The sequence below is a fragment of the Enterobacter genomosp. S genome, assembly GCF_001631805.1.
Taxonomy (GTDB): Bacteria; Pseudomonadota; Gammaproteobacteria; order Enterobacterales; family Enterobacteriaceae; genus Enterobacter; species Enterobacter quasihormaechei.
Window position 1 is genome coordinate 17,379 of sequence record NZ_LVVA01000003.1, and the last position, 19,941, is coordinate 37,319.

Annotated in this window: 18 protein-coding genes; all 18 read right to left on the reverse strand. The window is 58.4% G+C overall.

Annotated elements, in window-relative coordinates:
* Window positions 1-30: 30 nt before the first annotated feature.
* The 18 genes from tssG to A3466_RS04525 all read right to left on the reverse strand — a co-directional run bounded on the left by tssG (window position 31) and on the right by A3466_RS04525 (window position 19,924).
* A complete protein-coding gene (tssG, locus tag A3466_RS04440; RefSeq protein ID WP_063449575.1) occupies window positions 31-1,074 on the reverse strand; it encodes a type VI secretion system baseplate subunit TssG in 1,044 nt (347 codons plus the stop codon).
* Entirely contained in the window at window positions 1,071-2,942 is a 1,872-nt protein-coding gene (gene tssF / locus A3466_RS04445; protein WP_063449576.1) for a type VI secretion system baseplate subunit TssF, read from the reverse strand. Before tssF ends, tssG begins: the two co-directional genes overlap by 4 nt.
* A 2-nt stretch (window positions 2,943-2,944) precedes the next feature.
* A complete protein-coding gene (gene tssE / locus A3466_RS04450) occupies window positions 2,945-3,508 on the reverse strand; it encodes a type VI secretion system baseplate subunit TssE (RefSeq protein ID WP_015570336.1) in 564 nt (187 codons plus the stop codon).
* A complete protein-coding gene (locus A3466_RS04455) occupies window positions 3,501-4,313 on the reverse strand; it encodes a type VI secretion system accessory protein TagJ (protein ID WP_063449577.1) in 813 nt (270 codons plus the stop codon). Before A3466_RS04455 ends, tssE begins: the two co-directional genes overlap by 8 nt.
* Window positions 4,314-4,322: 9 nt before the next feature.
* Complete coding sequence (locus tag A3466_RS04460) at window positions 4,323-5,309, reverse strand: hypothetical protein (protein WP_063449578.1); 987 nt, start codon at window positions 5,307-5,309, stop codon at window positions 4,323-4,325.
* 16 nt (window positions 5,310-5,325) lie between these two features.
* On the reverse strand, window positions 5,326-6,123 hold the full coding sequence (locus A3466_RS04465; protein ID WP_063449579.1) for a PP2C family protein-serine/threonine phosphatase: 798 nt from the start codon (window positions 6,121-6,123) through the stop codon (window positions 5,326-5,328).
* A complete protein-coding gene (gene tagH, locus A3466_RS04470) occupies window positions 6,120-7,904 on the reverse strand; it encodes a type VI secretion system-associated FHA domain protein TagH (RefSeq protein WP_063449580.1) in 1,785 nt (594 codons plus the stop codon). Before tagH ends, A3466_RS04465 begins: the two co-directional genes overlap by 4 nt.
* Window positions 7,905-8,015: 111 nt before the next feature.
* Window positions 8,016-8,414, reverse strand: a complete 399-nt coding sequence (locus A3466_RS04475; protein ID WP_063449581.1) for a hypothetical protein — start codon at window positions 8,412-8,414, stop codon at window positions 8,016-8,018.
* A gap of 1 nt (window position 8,415) precedes the next feature.
* Window positions 8,416-9,405: a hypothetical protein gene (locus A3466_RS04480; RefSeq protein ID WP_046619491.1), complete on the reverse strand. Its 990-nt coding sequence runs from the start codon at window positions 9,403-9,405 to the stop codon at window positions 8,416-8,418.
* Window positions 9,406-9,450: 45 nt separating this feature from the next.
* Window positions 9,451-9,804, reverse strand: coding sequence for a T6SS amidase immunity protein Tai4 family protein (locus A3466_RS04485; RefSeq protein WP_063449582.1), 354 nt, complete (start codon window positions 9,802-9,804; stop codon window positions 9,451-9,453).
* On the reverse strand, window positions 9,801-10,283 hold the full coding sequence (locus A3466_RS04490; protein WP_023300327.1) for a type VI secretion system amidase effector protein Tae4: 483 nt from the start codon (window positions 10,281-10,283) through the stop codon (window positions 9,801-9,803). The genes A3466_RS04485 and A3466_RS04490 overlap by 4 nt, the downstream gene beginning before the upstream one ends.
* A gap of 58 nt (window positions 10,284-10,341) precedes the next feature.
* A complete protein-coding gene (locus A3466_RS04495) occupies window positions 10,342-10,824 on the reverse strand; it encodes an Hcp family type VI secretion system effector (protein WP_014884229.1) in 483 nt (160 codons plus the stop codon).
* 374 nt (window positions 10,825-11,198) lie between these two features.
* Window positions 11,199-12,698: a type VI secretion system contractile sheath large subunit gene (tssC, locus tag A3466_RS04500; RefSeq protein WP_063449583.1), complete on the reverse strand. Its 1,500-nt coding sequence runs from the start codon at window positions 12,696-12,698 to the stop codon at window positions 11,199-11,201.
* A 3-nt stretch (window positions 12,699-12,701) separates the two neighbouring features.
* Entirely contained in the window at window positions 12,702-13,226 is a 525-nt protein-coding gene (tssB, locus tag A3466_RS04505) for a type VI secretion system contractile sheath small subunit (protein ID WP_022648413.1), read from the reverse strand.
* 75 nt (window positions 13,227-13,301) lie between these two features.
* Window positions 13,302-14,318 carry a type VI secretion system protein TssA gene (gene tssA, locus A3466_RS04510; RefSeq protein ID WP_063449584.1) on the reverse strand — a complete coding sequence of 339 codons (1,017 nt, stop codon included), beginning with the start codon at window positions 14,316-14,318 and terminating at the stop codon, window positions 13,302-13,304.
* An 11-nt stretch (window positions 14,319-14,329) separates the two neighbouring features.
* Window positions 14,330-15,046, reverse strand: coding sequence for a type VI secretion system-associated protein TagF (gene tagF / locus A3466_RS04515; RefSeq protein WP_063449585.1), 717 nt, complete (start codon window positions 15,044-15,046; stop codon window positions 14,330-14,332).
* Between the two features lie 16 nt (window positions 15,047-15,062).
* On the reverse strand, window positions 15,063-18,683 hold the full coding sequence (tssM, locus tag A3466_RS04520; protein ID WP_063449586.1) for a type VI secretion system membrane subunit TssM: 3,621 nt from the start codon (window positions 18,681-18,683) through the stop codon (window positions 15,063-15,065).
* Between the two features lie 2 nt (window positions 18,684-18,685).
* Window positions 18,686-19,924 carry a DotU family type VI secretion system protein gene (locus tag A3466_RS04525; protein ID WP_063449587.1) on the reverse strand — a complete coding sequence of 413 codons (1,239 nt, stop codon included), beginning with the start codon at window positions 19,922-19,924 and terminating at the stop codon, window positions 18,686-18,688.
* Between the last annotated feature and the right edge of the window lie 17 nt (window positions 19,925-19,941).

The following is a 19,941-nucleotide window of genomic DNA, read 5'->3' on the forward strand; positions in this document are numbered from 1 at the left end:
CCATTAACAATGATTCGGTATACGGAAGGATTATCGCTCTGCGCGATACACCAGATCGCCACGCGGAACAGGCTGAGGCTGAAGGCCCAGCCAGGTGTTGTACCCTAATCGCCCGGCACTGCCGAGCGTGGCGCCCTGCACCGCATCGGCGCGCAGGATCACCCGTGTTTCCCATTCAAATTCCACCCCGGCATACTGTCGCACCCAGTCGCGCAGCTCGGTGACCCACCCTTCGCCCGGCAGAAAACGGTTGTACTCGTCTGCGCTTAAGGGGCCAATCTCAAGCCTAAACTTATGCTGTACGTCGCGTACCGCAATGCCGAGAAAGGCGGATTCCCCCATGCGCGGCACGCGCCGCCCTTCGCCCAGCTGTGCCTGCTCCCGCATTGAGAGCGGCATCCACTGCGGGACGTTGGCCACCAGCCTGACCGGAACGTTGAAATAGTTACGCAGGATCTTCTCCAGCCCTTCCGGATCTCGCCCGTGGCGGGTCAGGTGCCCGGCGTGGGTAAAGCGGGCATGCGCGCTCAGGCTGCCTTTCGACATCTGACCGGGCTGGCCCATGCCAATCAGCGACGCCAGATACCCTTCGAAGCGCCTGTTGTCGTCCCGATCCAGTGAAACGGCTGGCTGCGCGTCCGCCCAGGCGCGGTAGAACAGCAGCGTCAGGCGGTGGTGAAAGAGGTCGGCAAACGCGCTGAGGCTGTGATCCTGATGATGATGAATACGCTCGCGGGCATACTCGGTCATGTGTACCGGCAGCGGGCCATTAGGACCAAACAGGCCGAAGCTCAGAATAGAAACCTCATGCAGCCCGTTCTCTTCCCGCTGCCGGACCTCGGCAACGGTTGAAGGCGCAAAGCCCATCGAAGGCTGCTGACCAATACGCAGCGGCTCAAATTTCGGCAGCGGCGCGCGTCCCAGCGGATAACGTTCACCGCCCTGGGCATCAATGCGTCTTAACAGCTGGAATAGATCGTAGCGCCACGGCGTCTCGCGCACCCCGCGCCAGAACGCATCGGGCAGCGGCGTCAGGCGATGTACGCACAGCGTTGCAGGGGCAACTTCGCTCATACCAGCGCCCTTTTACCCATGCGCGGCGCCCAGTAGCCGATCTCGCCGCGCTGCTGGCTCTTGAGCGTGAATTCCGTGAAGCTGTTGATGGAGACCAGGCGGGCAAAAAGGCGCTCCAGCACGCTGCCGAATAGCCACGGGCTGGCACCGGAAAAGGCGCGTTCATCCACGGTCAGGGTAATACCGATCCCGCGGGCGAACACCACCGGTCCCGGCTCCGGCACGCGGCGGTGAACCGGCTCCAGCACGCAGTGGCGAACGCCATCCACCTGGCGGGCAATCGGCGTCTCTGCCAGGTTGGCATACAGCCCTAACAGCTGACGCAGCGCGGCGGCGCCCTCTTCGTTTTCACTGTCCATCAGGCTGAGGTAATTCATTTGCAGCTGGCTGATGAGTCGCCAGGTGCTGAACCCTTCCGCCAGCGCCGGACGCGGAGGCGTCGGGCCTTTGCGCAGGGTTAACGCCTTCACCGGCATGGAGTCGGCCATAATAAACTGCCCGAGCTCCTGCTGGAGCATCAGCGGCAGGTCGCGGCTGGTGCACAGCACCTCGGCGGAAATGTAGCGCAGTTTCTCCTGCCACGGCGCGTGCTGCGCATCCACCAGCGAGACAAAGACCTCCGAGCCGATATAGCCCGTGCGGGTGCCGTAGCGCAGCGCGTGTTCCGAGAGAACGCGCTGCTCGCGGCGCAGGGAAAAATAGGCGCCATAGTTACCCGCGTCGCCGCTCCAGGTACTCCAGAACGGTCGAAACGTCTGGTCGTCCCGCTGCCCGTCGGCGCTGGCGTAGATTTTTTTCACGGCATAAATTTCATAATCCAGCGGTCGGATGTTATCCACCACCAGATGGTATTCATGCTGGCCTTCGTTCAGCTTTTGCCGTGCCGCCACTTTCGGGAAGAGGTTGATCACCGGCGTGCAGTGCAGCGCCAGGTGGCTGGCGTCCACTACGCGCTCCAGCTGATCGTCGCTCTTGTCGAGCAGAATAAAGATATCAAACGCCTTTTCGTCTTCGCAGCGCTGGATCAGCTTGCCCAGCCCGCTCAGGCTGATGAAGCGAAAGCGTGCCGGGAACGCAAAGTACTCCTGCAACAGGCGATAGCCGTCAAAGTTGCGCAGATCGTCCGGGAGCAGCGCCTGGTCCGCGTCAAAGCCTTCCTGACGCAGGGCGTCAGACGACAACAGCTGGCGTTGGGGCTGCTTGCTGACCGTCTGGCAGACGATGCCCGCGTGGTGCTCCATGACCAGCTCCAGCAGCTTAAGCGCTTCGATGTCCGGGCCGCTTAAGAAGAACTCCAGGCGGTCAAAATCCAGATGTCCGAGGTGCTGCGGGCCATCGCAGGCAATGCGGATCCGCAAAGCGCTGCTGATCCCTCGCTGGCTCAGGCCGAGCTGGGCCAGCGGCAGATCGGCGGGCACGCCGCCGAGCTCGATCCTGTCGATTTTTAGCGGCAGCAGGTTCACTTCGTGCGCCGTGGTATAGCTGCACGTGACGCCGGTTTTTTTCAGCGCCAGGCTGTCCATCATGGTGCCGCGCGGCACAATGAAGCCTTTGCTCAGGTCGCCGCGGCTGCTGTCGGGCTGAATTTCAGCGATCGCCATCGACGGCGTGGGCGCCAGATAATTCGGCGCAATCATCTCCAGCATGCGCTGTGAAAAGCGCGGGAACTCGGCGTCCATCTTCATCTGCACGCGGGAGGTCAGAAAGGCAAAACCTTCCATCAGCCGCTCGATGTACGGGTCCGCCACTTCGATGCCGCGCATGCCAAGCCGCCCCGCCACCTTCGGGTAGCGTTCGGCGAACTCCGCGCCCATCTCGCGCAGATAGGCCAGTTCACGGTTGTAATATTCGAGCAGTTTGCTTTCCATAATTACCCCGCATCCTTCAGTTCAAAATGGCCGTTTTCAAGGTCGACGTCGGTGCGAAAGAGAAACTCCAGCGGATACGGCACGCACCACAGGCGACCTTTGATTTCGATAGACAGCACGTTGTGCAGATCTAACGACGAGGTATCGGACACGCAGCGAACCTGAAGCCCCTGCGGGAGGATCCGCGGTTCAAAGTTAATAATCGCTTCGGTGAGCTTACGCTGAATGTCGTGCCATTCGATATCGGACATTCTTTTCCCCGCCAGCGGCGCAACGCCAAAGTTGACGACGGAACGGCTCACCTGCGTCAGCCCGCTTAAGTCGCTGGAGGCATCGTGGTTGATGGTATTAAACAACCACTGTAAATCCCGCAGAACGTTGCGACGCAGCGCGGCGTGGGTGATCAGATTGCTGTTGGCGGACTCGCGTTTTTTTTCCGGATCGTTATCCGTCAGGCGATCCAGCAGCGAGGGCTGCATCTTGTCGCGTGCCCCCACTTTCTCCTGCCTGCTGCGGGCCTGCCAGCCGCTGCGCAGCAGATCGCCTTCGCCAGCGGGATTACTCATCCGCACCATCCGCAGCAAACGTCACCAGGCTCAGGTTAAGCAGCGGGCTTTCGCTTTGCTCGCTCAGCCAGGCTTTCTGCCCCATGCCTTCATACAGGACGCCGTCGTCGTCGAGCGGGAGCCACTCGGTGGTGCGTCCCAGCTTAACGCTATCGGAAGCGCCGTCAGCAAACGGATAACGCGCCGGGATCTGACAGACCTGCTCGCTGCCGTCCGTGAGGCGGACCAGCGCATGACGCCATACCAGATCGGTCACGCTGGCCGGAGCCTGAAAACGGATCGTGTCGATAGCGCAGAACGGTACCCAGAAATAGCGGCCATTGACCAGAGTTTCACACACTGGACCCAGACGGGCATCGCCGTCCATCAGCCATTCGAAGGGCTGGTTTTCGTCATTCTCCAGCGTGACCTGTCCGCGGCTTGCCGGGGCCTGTTCGAGTGCCGCCAGACGCAGCGTTTGCGCGTGCTCGCCGCTTTCCGTCAGCGCCTGGGCTAACGTCGTCAGCCACGGCCACTGCGCCTCGGGCATCGCCGGACGCGCCTCTCCTGCAAACACGCGGGCCCGCTGCTGTTCGCCCTGAATGGCCTGCTCCAGCAGCGTCACGGTCGGTTTTGCCTGCGGCTTCAGCGCCAGCCAGCTTTTCAGCTGGGTCAGGGCGCGCGCCCAGTTGCCGCTGAGGACCAGAAACTGCACAAACGCGGCGCGCAGGTCGGCATCCGCCGGGCGGGCTTTAATATCGGCTTCCAGGCGAAGCAACGCATCGTTAATCGACTCACCCGCCAGGCGTTGATAAAGCGTATTCATAGCCACTCCTTAATTCGCCGCGCGCCAGGCGCCTATTGCCGGATCGCGCAGCTGCGGGCGCAGCGTGTCGATCAGAACAACGTTCAGCTCAGCGCCCGGTGCAACCCATGCGCTCCAGATCTTCTTGACCTCGGCGATACGCGCCTGAAGCCGGGCGTCGTCGCTGGCGATCTCGCGCGTGATTTCCACCGCCACCGTGCCGTTGCTCTTCCAGCCGTTCAGGGTGCTGTCGTACGGCAGGATCATCCAGCTCTGGTCGCTGTTCTGGGTGCTGAAGACCATGCGCTCTTTGTTGACGGAGGTGATCAGCGCGTTTTCAGGATCGACCGCGTTGTTCAGCCCCATCACCGGGAAGCCGTGAATGTAGGTGACCGGAATCGCTTTCTGCGTCCCGTTACGGTTTTGCGTCACCACCGTGTGGCCGCTGAGCCAGCTGCCGTTACCGCAGCGGGTGGTGTCGGAGTCAGGAATAAACAGCGCTGGCGCGGAGGAACCGCCCTCCCAGAAGGTGCGTAGGTGGCAGCCGTCCTGAAGGGTAAACTCCTGCCATGGGGTACGGTCTGCCGCTACGGTGTGCGTCTCTGGATTCTGGTCAGGCGGCAGCAGCGCGCCCGGGGTGGTGGTCGCTGCCATCGCCGTTTCCTGCTGCTTCACCACCAGCGCCCAGTCCTGCGCTTTAGCCGCGGTGCCACGGGCAAGCATCGTCCCCTGCGGATCGTTCAGCGTCCAGTTGAGGGTATTCAGCTTGCTGCACTGGTGCTCCAGCAGCGAACCAAGGCGCGGCACGAAGTTTTCCAGCACCGAAACCTCTTTCTTACCGTTCGCCACGATGCGCAGCGCCACGTCCGACTTACACCAGCTTTGCGGCGTATTGTCTTTAATGTTGTCGATCCAGATATCCAGCTTCTGCGCAGGAGACTGCACGATGCGGAAGTTTTCAGCCTGGGCGGTGGTCGCCACCGTCAGAAGAGCCAAACCCGATAGCCAAAGTTTCATATCAATCCTTGTGTGTCTAATCAGTTCCGCAGGGAAGAAATTGTGCTGCGTCAGAGAGCGTATGCAGCAAAGTGGTGTCCTGAGGGTTGCCCATCCACACCGCCACGGCGGTGTAGTTATCCTGAGCATTGCCCTCCTGTTCGCCATTCTTTTGAATGATTTGGTTCATTAAGGTCAGCCACTCCTGTGGCGTATTGACCATGTGCAGCGACTGCTTCATCTGTTCTTCGCTGACCCCGTGCCAGAAACCGTCGGTGCAGAGTAAAAAAGCATCGCCGTCTTCAACCTGCACCACATCGCTGTAGCTCGCTTCCGGTCCGCCATTCTCAATGCCCAGCGCCAGATACAGCAGATTGCTGTTGAGGTCATCGGTCTGATGTCCGGCATCCTTCATCTGCTGGACGAGGCTGTGATCGGTGGTGACGTGCCACAGCCAGCCGCGACGAAACAGGTACAGGCGGCTGTCACCGGCGTGCGCCCAGTAGGCCAGACGGTAATCCCTGTCGATAAACAGGCTGACCAGCGTGGTGCCCATCCGGCGATAGTCCTGCACCGCCTGTTGTTCGCTGAGGATGGTGCGGTTCGCCGTTTGGACGTAGTCACGAATATGCTGCGCATTCAGGTGCTTGTCGCCATCAAAGCGGGAAATAATGCTGTTGCGGGCCAGCTCAGCGGCCACCTCGCCGCCCGGCAGGCCCGCGATGCCGTCGCAGACGACAAAGCAGGCTGAACGTTCCCCGATGGTTTCTCCCGTCTGATCCTGGTTGCTGGCGCGCGTCCCCTGGCGGGAGAGAGAAGCCGTTGCGATATTCATTTTTCTTCGGATCCGCTTTGTGAGTCTTTGTACTGATTGACCTCCATGTCATAGGCATGGAGGAAGGCTTCGCCAAACAGGGTATGGAAGTCGTCCTCGATCTCCCCCGCCGTCTCGCCATAGCTGCGAACGAAATAATCCCACAGCGCGGCTTTACGGCTGCCCGGCAGCGCCAGGCGCGACGTCATCCCGTTCTGCTTCGCCTGCTCTTCCAGCTGTTCCGGGTTAAAGGATTGCAGCATAGCGGCAATAATGGCGCGGATACCGGAGATCATCCCCAGCTGGTGCGCCTGAAGATCGATCAGTGCATCACGCACCGATTTGGTCGGTGGCATAAAGCCCGGCATCGGCGTGCCGAACATCTGTATCAGGACCGTTTTACCGGTTGGCAGCAGCTTGAACGGGTTGTTGGCATCGTCGAGCACCATGGTCATATCGGCCTTCACCCCGCGCTTGAGGATGGACCGCGAGGAGAGCAGCGCCACGGTCCCCTGCGAGAACATGCCCAGGATCTGGCCCAGCTGACGCATGTTTTCGCGGTCAAACTGCGGCACCGGCTGCATTTCGCTCAGGCCCATGCCTTCCAGCAGCGCCTCCAGCAGTTCGCCCTGAAGCACCTCGCCCCGCTCGCCGGTCTGTGCGGCAGCCGCGGGGGATGCGGCGTTTTTAACCGGGTCGATGCGCAGGCGGCCCTTAGGCGCCTGGGCGTGACTGCGCGCCACGGCCTGCGGCGTTGGCATGGTGAAGCCGGCGTAATCGGGACGCGCGGGCTCTTCTTCTTCCGCGCGCGGCGCGTCCTGCGGTTCAGTCGGTTCCGGATCGAACAGCGGCGAACCGGCAAGCGCATCCTCTTCCGGTGCGGGCTGAGGTTCAGGCTTTGGCTCCGGCTTATCAGCCGCGATTTCATCCGGATGGGTTAACGGCGCGCCGCCCATCAGGCCGAGCGGGTCGTCGTGACGCGCGGCAGGCGCGCTGGCCGTCCCGCCAAACAGGGCTAACGGATCGAGTTCATCCGCGGCCTCTTCCTTTGGCTGGGCGGGTTTGCTTTCGTCCGGCTGCACCAGCGTTGAAGGGGTGACATCGTCAAAGATGCTCTCCTGCTTGAACAACGCGTCATCGCTGAACAGCGAGTCCGGATCAACGTTTTTACGTTCAAGCGACGGATCGGTGTCGTTGAACATCGCCAGCGGATCTTCGGCATTCCGCTCCGGAGCCGCGGGCTGGGAGAACGGGTCGTGGGACGCGGCGGGCTGTGGTTTTGCCCGGTTGCTGGAGATGCTGTCGGAGATGGAGAACTCCTGCATCAGGCTGTCCCAGATTTCCGACGGCACGGCCGTAGGTTCAGCTTTTCCGCGAGGCGCGGCGCTGGCCGGTTTCGGTTGCGGCGCCGCTGCCGGTGCAGGTGTTGCCGCTGGACGCGCCTGCTGCATGCTGGCCGCCATGCGGCTCACGGGCTGGGTATCGTGAATAAGTTCGCTAACTTCGATGCGATAATCATCAATCCCGAGAATATCCCCATCCTGAAGCTCAACCTGACGCCCACGCTCCAGCGGAATATCATTCAATACCACGCGGGTGACGCTGCCACGGTTCGTGACGCGACATTCGCCGCTGGCGTCGACGTGAACGATAGCCTGCAAACGCGAGATAGTGCGATCGTTGTCCGGCAGCACCAGATTGTTATCCGTACCGCGCCCAATGGTGCCGCCCGGGGCATAAAAATCACAGCTGCTTTGCGGCGGCTGATGACCGGGTTTCGTAGAAATAATCGTGAATCGCATGGCGTATTCCTGCTGGTATGATTAGCGCTCAAACGCTGCCGCTCTCGGGGATGAGAACGGCGGGGTTTGGGGGTTAATTCAGAAAGGCATCATTTAAATTTCAGAATAGGATTACATATTATTAACGATGGAAAGAATTAACAGCAGTAAAAATATAATAGTGGCAATAATGATTTTTCTTCTGTACGACTTAACCCATGATAACTCAAAGGCAGACAAAATTTCATTGCACGACTGTGGCTCAAGCCAACGACACTCAGTGAGCCTCACACGCTTACCCTGTAAGATCCGTGATAAAATTGTGGTGAGAAAACCAAACCCCCAGAATCCAAGATTTTGCCAGGTTTGATAATCTTCTTTTTTGAGCAACTGTTGATTTGTGAATATCGAATATATTTCGTTAACCTGGCGATATTTTTTTCGATAGTCTATATAAAATGAAATAACCAGGGTTATAAAAGCAGCAAAAAGACATATAATAACAGCAGAGTAAATATTATTAAAAATCACTTTATTCTCCGCTAAAAATTAAGTTATTGAGCTGTTCTCCTGCAAACCCACCGATTTGTGTTCCACCCGCAGCCCCGACTGCACCAACCACTAAACCACAGATGAGTGTTCCTGTCCCCGCTGTGGGTACACCTAATGCAAGACAAATGGGAGCCGCCAGGGATGAGCCTAATGCAGCACCAGCGACACCGCCTCCAAATTTGCTATATTCAGTCACTGCGACCCTGCTGCACTCATTTTCTCTTCCAGTGGTGCAGGCATGATAAACTTCGTTAGACGTGTTCACAAAAGAAAAACCTAAAGCAACCCATCCGCCTGCTTTCAGGTAAGAGGTGATTTTGGCAGTTCTGTCAATATATGTTGAGTAACCTGGGATTGCGCCAATCCCAACAGTACTCCATTCATGGACAATTGATTTCGTGGAAAGCCCTAATGCTCTCTTAAGATCCGCATAATCTTTAAACTTAAGCTGTTTTTTAGTTATTTTATTTAACAACGGTTTCAATTGTGCGAAAAGCGCATTGCGCTCAGCATAAAACTGTTGGCCGAAAAGCGCACCTTGTGTTCTGTACTGATTTTGATAGGTAGCTTCAATTTTAATTAAAATATTTTCTATTTGCTTAAAATATGACTCACCAGCACCACTCACTCCACCGACGATTGTATCGCCCCAGCCTGTTATGGCTTTTATATTATCATAATTATTTTTCAAAAATTCAGCAGTGGCCACGTCCAAAGTCGCAAGCGCGTTGGTTACCTTCTTTTTCGCAATGGCTAAACTATTAATCTGCTGTGTTTGATTATCGCTACGTGGATCAGCGACAATTAATATTTGTCCAGGCTTGAGCCACGCAGTGTCTTTATTCAATTGCATAAAATACTCGGATTTTTCATTGCGCACATTGCCAAATAGCTGTCTTGCCTGAAAATCCAGAGTGCCGGGTTGCTGAACAACACAGTAACCTGGAGCAACGTTTGACGGACTTGCCATGGAAACTCCTTGTATTCTTTTTAATTTTTAGCTTTTGCAGAAGGTTTATTTTTGCACACTGAGTAGGCGAATCGCATCGCTATGGGAAATTAGGCTGCACTTTAAAACCTCATAGTTTACCGGTGCCGTACCCCCTAGCTTCTGTTTCAGTAAGGTGTTAATAACCTCGTCGGCCTTTTCGAAATTCTCGGCAGGCAGGTTACTGGCTTCCAGCCATGCGGCGGCGCTTGCCTTTGCATCATTTTTCAGCGTCGTACTATCCGCAATCTTTCCGATACAGCGATTTTGCACCCAGTTTTCAAAAATCTGTTGCTGAGAAAAGGTATTAACGTCCGGCAGAGTTTGGGCGAAGGTATATGAGGTATTCAACGCCAGCACAAAAGCGAGTAAATGTTTCATTTCAGGCTCCAGAGCGTAGCGCTGCCAGGAATAAACGAACCATTACCGGGAGAACCCAGAAAATGGCAATCATCGGAGCAAATATTCCCATTCCAGAGCGTGACATGTCCAGTGGCATCGCTCCAGCCATGACCGGTAAAGATGATAATGCCTTGCTTACCTGCAAATTGGCCTGGTGTTGGAGACGTCACCGTCAGATCTGCATTACCCAGTACAGTTGGCAGAAAAGCAATCATATCCTTTACGCGATACATGTAACGTTTTTTATCACTCCCCGTAACCGTCGCATATCTGCTGTTGGCGGGAATTGGAACGCCACAATAATTTAAAACGTAGCTCATACGAATGGGGCATGCATTTTGAAAAATTCCGGCTTCGATATTGTGCTGGACTTTTCCACCCAATAATTTACCCACCGTCTCGACGTTGACATTAACTTCTCTGAATCTGTTCCAGGCGGCACCAAAAGCAGGACGCATAAGTATTTTCCCTTTTAAAAAGCACAGGATAAAGTGAGCCCTTTCGGGCCCACTCCTGTTATGCTTCTTTGTTTTCTTTGATGTTCCAGCCAGCGCTGCTTTCAGCACCTTTACCACCGGCAGTGGTCTGCTCCCAGTACTGCTGTTTCACTTTCGCAGCCTGGAAAGCATAGGTCACGCCAACGGTATCGCCGTTGTCTGCACCGGTGTACTGAACGGAAGTCACGAGAACGTCTTCCAGGGTGATGCGGGTGTATTCAACCTGCTGACCACCCGCTTTGCAGACGGACAGTTCAACTTTGGTCAGGTGCTTACCGCTTGCGCAGTGTTTCAGGATTGCTGTAGTGGACTTGTCGATCAGAGCATTAACGTGCAGATCGTTAAAGTTAACCTTACCGGCACCACCGCCACCACCCACACTCATATTACCTGGCTGGGACGCGCCCCAGGAGAAGGAGGTAATGTCAGTCCAGCCGGTGTGGTTAGAATCTTTAGATTCGCCCGTAACACCCTCGACCTTCAGAAACATATCAATAGCCATAATATCTACTCTTCGTGGATGAACAATATTGCTTTCGAAAAAGCCCTTATATGGCAAACAGGAAAGCATGGGGCTGAATAAAACCGTCCATATTTTACCTCTGCCTCATATCAAACGACCCGTGTCATTTGACAGTCTTACATTCCCCCGAAATAACGGAATGAATGTGAAGTCTTTATTACCGTGCGTTATTGTGGAACCCGTTAAGGACAGCATTAACAATTTAGCCGTCTTTCTTGCCGGGTGGCGCTATGCTTACCCGGCCTACATTGCGCAACGATATCAATAAATTGCACGTTTCATTGTAGGCCCGTGCAAGCGTAGCGCCGCCGGGCGAAACTCACAAAACGCACGTTGTCAGCAGGCTGACGCTCTTACGCGTCTTTCGTCTTCAGCGACGGAAGTTTAGATACCAGACGCAGGGAAACGGTCAGACCTTCCAGCTGGTAGTGCGGGCGCAGGAAGAACTTCGCGGCGTAGTAGCCCGGGTTGTCTTCGATTTCCTGCACCTGCACTTCCGCAGCCGCCAGCGGTTTACGGGACTTGGTCTCCTGAGAGGAGTTCGCCGGGTCGCCGTCGACGTAGTTCATTACCCAGTCGTTCAGCCAGCGCTCCATCTCTTCGCGCTCGCGGAAGGAGCCGATTTTGTCGCGCACGATGCACTTCAGGTAGTGGGCAAAGCGGCAGCAGGCAAACAGGTACGGCAGACGGGAGGCCAGACGCGCGTTCGCGGTGGCGTCCGGATCGTGGTACTCGGCCGGTTTTTGCAGGGACTGCGCCCCGATGAAGGCGGCAAAGTCGGAGTTTTTACGATGCACCAGCGGCATAAAGCCGTTTTTCGCCAGCTCGGCTTCACGACGGTCGCTGATGGCGATCTCGGTCGGACACTTCATGTCCACGCCGCCGTCATCGCTCGGGAAGGTATGGCACGGCAGGTTTTCCACCGCCCCGCCGGACTCCACGCCGCGAATCGAGGTACACCACCCGTACTCTTTAAAGGAGCGGTTGATGTTGGCCGCCATCGCATAGGCGGCGTTCGCCCACGAGTAGCTGTTGTGGTTCGCGCCGTCGGTCTGCTCTTCAAAATCGAAGCTGTCCACCGGGTTGGTGCGAATGCCGTACGGCAGACGCGACAGGAAGCGCGGCATCACCAGCCCCAGATAGCGGGCATCTTCGGATTCACGCAGGGAACGCCAGGCGGCATATTCGGTGTTCTGGAAGATCTTGGTCAGATCGCGCGGGTTAGCCAGCTCCTGCCAGGATTCCATCTGCATCACGCCCGGCGCGGTGCCGGTGATGAACGGACAGTGGGCGGCAGAGCCGATGCGCGCCATCTCGCCCAGCAGCTCAACGTCCTGCGGGCTGTGGTCGAAGTAGTAGTCCCCGACGATGCAGCCAAACGGCTCGCCGCCAAACTGGCCGTACTCCTGCTCGTAGATTTTTTTGAAAATCGGGCTCTGGTCCCAGCCCACGCCCTTGTAGCGCTTCAGGGTGCGGCCCAGCTCCTGCTTGGAAATGCTCATAAAGCGGATCTTCAGCATCTCGTCGGTTTCGGTGTTGTTGACCAGGTAGCTCAGGCCGCGCCAGGCGCTTTCCAGCTTCTGGAACTCATCGTGGTGAATGATCTGGTTCACCTGCTGCGAGAGCTGCTCGTCGATACCGGCAATCAGGTTCTGAATGGTGCGGTAGGTGTCGTTAGAGAAGGTGACGGTATTTTCCAGCGCCTGCTGCGCCAGGGTTTTTACCGCACTTTCCACGGCGGAGCGCGCCTGGTCGGTTTTCGGACGAAACTCTTTGTTCAGCAGCGCGCTGAACTCATCCTGGCTGAACGCCTGGCCCGCCTGCTGATCGTGATGTTGAGTCTGATTGCTCATCGATTATTCCTCGCTACCTTTCGCACTTTCGTCATTTTTTGGCATCTGGCTCAGGGATTTGAGCAGCGTCGGATCCTGAAGGATTTTTGCAATCAGCTCTTCCGCGCCGTTTTTGCCGTCCATATAGGTCAGCAGGTTAGAGAGCTGCGTGCGCGCCTCCAGCAGCTTGTTCAGCGGCTCAACTTTGCGGGCCACCGCGTCCGGCAGGAAGTCGTCCATGCTGTCGAAGGTCAGATCGACGTTGAGCTTACCTTCGCCGGTCAGGGTGTTGTCTACCTGGAACGCCACGCGCGGCTTCAGCGCCTTCATGCGTTCGTCGAAGTTATCGATGTCGATTTCCAGGAATTTACGCTCGTCGACGGCTGGCAGGTTTTCCACCGGCTTGCCAACCAGATCGGCCATAACGCCCATCACAAACGGCAGCTGAATTTTGCGTTCTGCACCGTAGATCTCTACGTCGTACTCGATCTGCACGCGGGGAGCACGGTTGCGTGCGATGAATTTCTGTCCACTGTTACTCATTGCCATGATGTTCTCCATCAAAGATGCGCGGTGAAGGTGAAACGGCAGACTCCATGCCTGTCGTCATAATGCCAGGACGCGTCATTCGCGGCGTCCAAAGATGTTTTCCAGTTGGTTAACGCCGTCCGGCGCCAGGTCGCGAATAATGTCCATAAAGTTGAGCTCAGACAGCCGCTGCACCCGTTCAATCATCAGCGGTGCGGGATGGCTTGGTTCGTACTGCGCAAAATACTGCTTCGCTTTTTCCAGCATCAGCTGCGCGTCGGCGCGGCTGGTCACCTGCACGCTGCGCCAGTCCGTCACCTGCTGGACGGGCTGGGCGGCCACCTGCTGTGGCTCGGCGTGCGGTTCAGCCTGCGCGTCACGGTTTGGCAGCAGCTTGCTGATATCGGTCACCTGACAGGCGCTGGAAACCAGCCCGACGGTTTTCAGCAGTTGTTCCATTTCCGGGACGCCGCTTTCGCCGAGATAGCCGGTAAGCAGTTCGCGGATAGCCAGCAGGCGCTCGTTGATCACGATAACCGCCGCCGTGCCGGGCTGGTCGCCGCGCGCCAGCTCGTCAATCAGCCTCGGGCGACCGCCGGGGTAGTCCGGGCATTCAGTTTTGCTGCCGTCGAGCAACGCCTGCGCGTCACGCAGCGAAATTTCATCGCCGTTTGAGCGGAGCAGCGAGGCGTTGCGCACCGCGACGGTCAGGTCGGATTTATCACTCAGCCCGGCGAGGGCGTTGATGCGGTAGAACGGATCGGTTTCGCCATACTCTTCCAGCAGCGGATAGAGCTGTTCCCAGTAGCGGGACAACGCTTCCTGCACCAGCAGCAGCCCGTCGGCGTAGCCTGCCAGTCCGCGGCGACGCGTCCAGGCATGGGTGAGCGCCAGCAGCACGCGAAGATCTTTGGTGCGGGTCAGCAGGCCGGTGGCGAGCTTTTCAACGGTGTTCCAGTCTGCGGGCTCTGCCGGGATGATGGTGTCGCCAAACTGCTGCTCGGCTTTGCCCTGGCTTGCCTGGTTCATCGCCTGGAAATCGGCGTCGTACTCCAGGTTTTCACCGCAGGGGTTGTCGGGGCTTATCGGCGCGAGAAATTCATCGATATTCATAAGGTCCCTGCTTACTCAAACATAGGCGGGTAAAGCCCGTGACGACCCGGTCGGGCGCCGCCTGCCGGATCGAACAGCAGCGTAAAGAGCTGCCCGGTAAAGTTTCCGCTGTGCACGTGGGTGTAGAGCGGATAGCCGTCGCAGCGGTTCGTCCACCAGTAGCTGGTCTGGCGCAGCGGATCGAAACACTCCGCCGCCTGCGGCCAGCCCAGGGTGTTCTGACCATCGTCGTCATAGCCAATCACGTCGAGAATGTCGGAACGCTTTTGCGGCTCTACCGGCTGTGGCGCCGGGATGGTCATCAGCATGTCATCCAGCTGGGAGGCAGAATAGCTGTTACGCACCGCATGCAGCCCCAGACGCCCCAGCTGCTGGTACCAGCTTTCGGCCTGCCCGAGCAGGCGGGACGACCACTCAGAAGGCGTAAAGCTTAGCTGAATACAGACCGGATAGTGGCGGCCCACGCTGTCACGGCCCGGCAGCAAGCAGCCCATCTGAATCATCTGGCTGCCGAGCATCGGCGGGACGACAAAATTCCACACCGGGGCTTTAGAAAACGGGCGCTCGCCGCTGCGCTGCTCTTCCTGCTGCCAGGCCAGCAGGCCGACCTGGAACCAGTGCGACCACTGGCGTTGCAGGGTATCCGGAAAGCGACGCTGCAAAAAATCTCCGGCGCTGGGTAATTTGCCATACCAGCTGTAGCGGTTCATCGCAGGGGTATTCGTCATACGGCTGTCCTTGCGGTTATGGGCATGAGAAACGGGGAAGCTGGAACGGGTTGCGGATGCTGTTCGGCGCAAACTCCAGCGTGACCTGATGTCCGTCGACGTTGAAGGTGGCCTGACGGCTCAGGCTACCCGCGCCAGGGCTGGTGCGCGCCTTGTCGAAAAAGCGGTTAAGCGCCCATGAACCGTTGGTCACCAGCGTTGCGGTACTGCCGTTTGCCAGACCGAGCTGCATACGCACCTGGTTCGTCCCGCCCGGCCCCGGCCAGTTCATGATTTGCACCGCCTGCGGACCGTGGCTGTAGCGCAGCAGCTGACCGTCCACGTCCAGCGTGAGATTCAGAATAGTGTTATCCATCCGCACGGTGCGCACCGTGACCTTAAAGGATGGGGTGGTCGCGCCGTTGGCAAAGAAAGCATCGCGGATGGACTGCGCCTGCTGGAACGGACGCAGCAGCCCTTCGCTGCCCGGCAGCGTTTTTCCATCGATGCCCGGCATAAAACGCCAGTTCGCCTGAGTGGTGTCCACCTTGTTGGTCAGGTTGTCGCGAAAGAAGGTGTCCATCAGCCCGGTGCCCGGCGCGAACATGCGGGCAAGATCGTCCGGCGTCACTTCGGTGCTGGCGCTACGCACCAGCGGGTAACGCCCGGCAATCGCCTGACGGCAGAACCCGCCCACTTCCACGTTGATGCGCTTACGCACGTTTTCCAGATCGCGACGCTGGGTATCGCTGCTGGCACCCACGGCCATATTACTGAACATGGTTTGCAGCCCGCCCGGCAGACGGCCCGCACTGGCTTGCAGGCGGCTGATGGCATCGCCGCCCGGCGCGGGCATACCGCTGTTTGCTGCATCCTGAACGGCAGTCAGGTAGCGATAAAGCTCGTCAACCTGCTTGAGAAAATCATCAAAGACGATGGTTTTGCCGCCCTTCTCCAGCGGCTGCGCCAGCTCAATCATCGGCGCATAGTGGTCGGTCACCAGCTGCTCGGGCGCCTGCGTTACAACCGCGCCCTGCGTCGGAGCGTTGTCACCGTTGCTGAACAACGCTTCCAGCGTACGGGTGGCGCGGTTGCTTTGCTCTTCCGCTTTCTGCGCATCCTCCGGCGCAGGCGCAGTGCGCGACAGCGTCAGCACCTTGCTCAGGTTGAGCACCAGGCGACGCAGCGGCGAGTTGGTGCCTGAAAGCAGGCGCGCGGTATTGATGCGCTGGGAAAGATCGGCGCTGTTGTTGAGCTGTATGTCCGCGAGAAAGCGATCCCAGTTGACGATGAAGTCGCGCATGTAGAGCTGACGCACGGCGTTGTCGATCTGCTGTTTATCTTCCTGAGCGGTGGTCGCCCCCAGAACCCAGGCATCATCTTCGTGCAGGGCGGTGGTCACGCTGTCGATCTGGTCGTTAAAACTCTTCCAGTAGCCGTCCGGCGTATAGAGCCCCGGCACGCCCTCACTCACCGGCTTGCCGCTTTTACGGGAAAACACCAGCTCGCTCTGCGGGCCGCCGAGATCTGAAAGCGAAACCGGCTTCAGGTTTTCATCATGCTCCAGCAGACGCTTCAGGCGTCCGTACACGCGGGTGGAGAGCGGCTGCTGGTTGATAAGCGCCCTCTCGCGGGCCACCAGATCCTCATCCTGGGCATACGGTGAAGCCTGAATTTTCGGTTCCAGCAGCTGCGTCAGGTGCCACTCCAGCTCCTGAAGCTCCGCCTGCGTCACGTTCTGCGGCAGGTTGCGTTGCAGGTTGAGCATCACCCACGAGTGCAGGAATTTGCCGTCGTAATGCTTCGGCTGGTAGAGCATCTGATAGGCCTTCAGCGCCTCATAGCTGTACTCCACGTCGCTGCCGTTGTCGTTGCGCAGCCAGGTGGTTATGTGCATCGCCACGGCGGGCAGCAGCATCTGATCCAGCGCTTTCTGATACAGCGACTGCGAGGCATCGCTGACGTCATCTCCGCGATAAAGCCCCATACGGCGTGAAACCGGCGGATCGTTAACGTCAAAGGCCTCGCTTTTCGGCAGATCCACCAGGCTGTTAAGCAGCGGCAGAAGCGCAAACAGATCGCGCTGAGGCTGGTTTTGCAGCGCCTTGCTCTGCTGCTCCAGCCCCGGCACTTTTGCATCCACCTCTTCCAGATAGGCTTTATTTTTGGCGTAGCTGGTCAGCCACAGGCCGCCCAGGATCACCAGCAGGGCCAGCAGCGCCGCATAGCCGGACCACATCACGGCGCGGTTGCGCAGTTCCCACCAGCGGTTTTCGCCGGCGATGCCCGCCTCCTGGAAAATGACGTTTTGCAGCAGGTTCTTAATGAAGAAACTCTGACCTTTCGCCCCCGGGATCGGCGCTTCTTTACTCACCGAGTCCCAGCGGTCGCTTTCGCCCCCTTCCGGCAGCGAGAGCGCGCGGTTCAGCTCGCCCATCACGCGGTCAAACGGCATGCCTTCCTGGGTGCCGCTGGCGAAGTAGATACCGCGCGGGGAAAATTCGGTTTCGAAATTTGAGCGCGCAAAGACCGTGCTCAGGTAGTCCGCCAGCAGCGGGCGCAGCGCGGCGAACTCCTGCGGGAAGAGATAAGCTTCCGCACGGGCTTTTGCATCGTGCTCTTTTAGCATGGTTTCCGGCAGGCCGGCATCCAGACGCTGTTGCAGCAGGGAAAACTCCTGCTGGAAGTTGCCCATCAGGTCGTAATCGGCGTGTTTGGTCTGCTCCCACGGCAGGGTAAAGCCCCAGATCTGGTCGCGCTGGGCTTTGTCGTAATCCGCAAACCAGGCGCGGAAGCCTTTAAGCAGGTCCGCCTTGGTGACCATGACGTACACCGGGAAGCGAATGCCCAGCTGTTCGTGCAGCTCGGAGAGACGCTGGCGCAGGTTCACCGCCTGCTGGCGGGAGGCCTCCGCGGACTGCGAAAGCAGGTCGGAAATGCTGATGGTGATAATCACGCCGTTGATGGGCTGGCGGCGGCGGTATTTACGCAGCAGGTTGATAAATTCCAGCCACTCGCCGGCGTCCTGAACCTGCTCGCTCTCCTGAGTGGTGTAACGCCCCGCAGTATCCAGCAGCACCGCCTCATTGGTGAACCACCAGTCGCAGTTGCGCGTGCCGCCAATACCGCGCAGCGCGGTTTTACCGAAGCGGTCCGCCAGCGGGAATTGCAGCCCGGAGTTGGCCAGCGCGGTGGTTTTACCGGAACCCGGTGCGCCAATAATGACGTACCACGGCAGTTGATAGAGGTACTGGGTGCTGAAGCGCTGCGTCCACTGCGCGCCGTGCCCCGCTTTGCTGAAGTGGGCTTTTTTCAGCATCTGGGCGGCTTCGTCGAAACGCCCGGCAAGGATCTGTTCCTCGCTGTTCAGACGTTTCTGCGGATCGGCCGCTTCCGGGCTGGTGGTGTTTTCGTTGAGCTTGTCCATCAGCTTGCGGTTCAGCCAGGCGTTATACAGCCGGGGCAGAATGTGGCTCTGGGCCCAAATCAGGTAGACCACCGCAATGCTGATGACGCGGTTCTGCTCGGATTCAAGAGGCCGGGTATCCACGATGGACAACAGCGGGCCAATCATCCAGATCACCGCCGCGAGCGCCGTTACGCCCAGGAAGCTCCACAGAATGCGATTGGTCAGTATAGAAAGTAGAGTAGTCAGCATCCTTAGTTTCCTTGCGGCAATCCGTTCAGCTCGGCCTGGGTATTGTCAGGCGACACCAGCAGCGTAATCTCCACGCGGCGGTTACGGGCGCGATTCTCAGGCGTCGTGTTAGGCGCTACCGGGTTGATCTCGCCCCGCCCTTCGGCTTTGACGCGCTCAGGCTGGGACAGGCTGCCCTGTAGCTGTTTTTGCACCGAGCGGGCGCGCTCAAGCGAGAGTTCATAGTTGGAGGCGAAGCGGGCACTGCGGATCGGCACATTGTCGCTGTACCCCACCACCAGAATTTTGCCGCTGACGTTATTCATCGCCTGGGCGATGCGGTCGATGACCGGCTCATAGCGATCGCGCACCACGGTTGAGGCCGAGGCAAACAGTCCGTCCCCTTTCAGGATCACCACGCTGCGATCCGCCTCATCCTTCACGGCCACCAGACCGGCCTCAATTTCCGGTTTCAGGAAACCGCGCAGGTTCAGCACCGCCGGCAGCTGACGCGCAGGCTGCTGGATAGTGGTTTCCGGCAGCTGGGACTGGTAAATCTTCGCCAGCACCGGGCTGGTGTTATCGCCCAGCCGCCAGTTGAGGACGATATAGAACAGGCAGGCGATAAAACCCACCAGCGCTACGCACGCCCAGAGAGGGATCATTGGCCGCCAGAGCTTACGCAGCACGGGGCGATCTTCCGGATGCGGGGAGAGCGGCGGCGGGTAGCTGCCGCGCACGCCGCGGATCATCTGCCACAGACGCTGTTTGATGGTTTCAAGCTGTGTGCGGCCATTGTCCAGCACGCGGTAGCGCCCTTCAAAGCCGAGCAACAGACAGTAGTTGATCATCTCCAGCAGCAGAATGTGTTCACGCGGATTCTGAGACAGACGCGCCAGCAGCTGGAAAAACTTCTCGCCGCCCCAGGTTTCGTTATGAAACGTCACCAGCAGGCCGTTGCTTGACCAGACGCCGCTGCTTCCCCAGGGGGTCAGGGCGGCGGCTTCGTCCAGCGCCGTGCAGAGGCAGTAGCGCGCGCCGACAATCACTTCATACGGTAAACCCGCCTGCTGGCACCGCACTTCGAATCGGCGAATTTCGTCGATCAGGCGCTGGCGCAGCCCGACCTGATCGTCATGGGAAACCGAATGACGGATTTGCGGAATCGCATTGAGCAGCGGATTGGCGGCCGCCACCAGCTGATTATTCCCACTGGCTCCGGTAAACACGGCATCGCTGCCGGTATCCTGTCGTTCCTGCATATTAAGCGCTCGCTTTA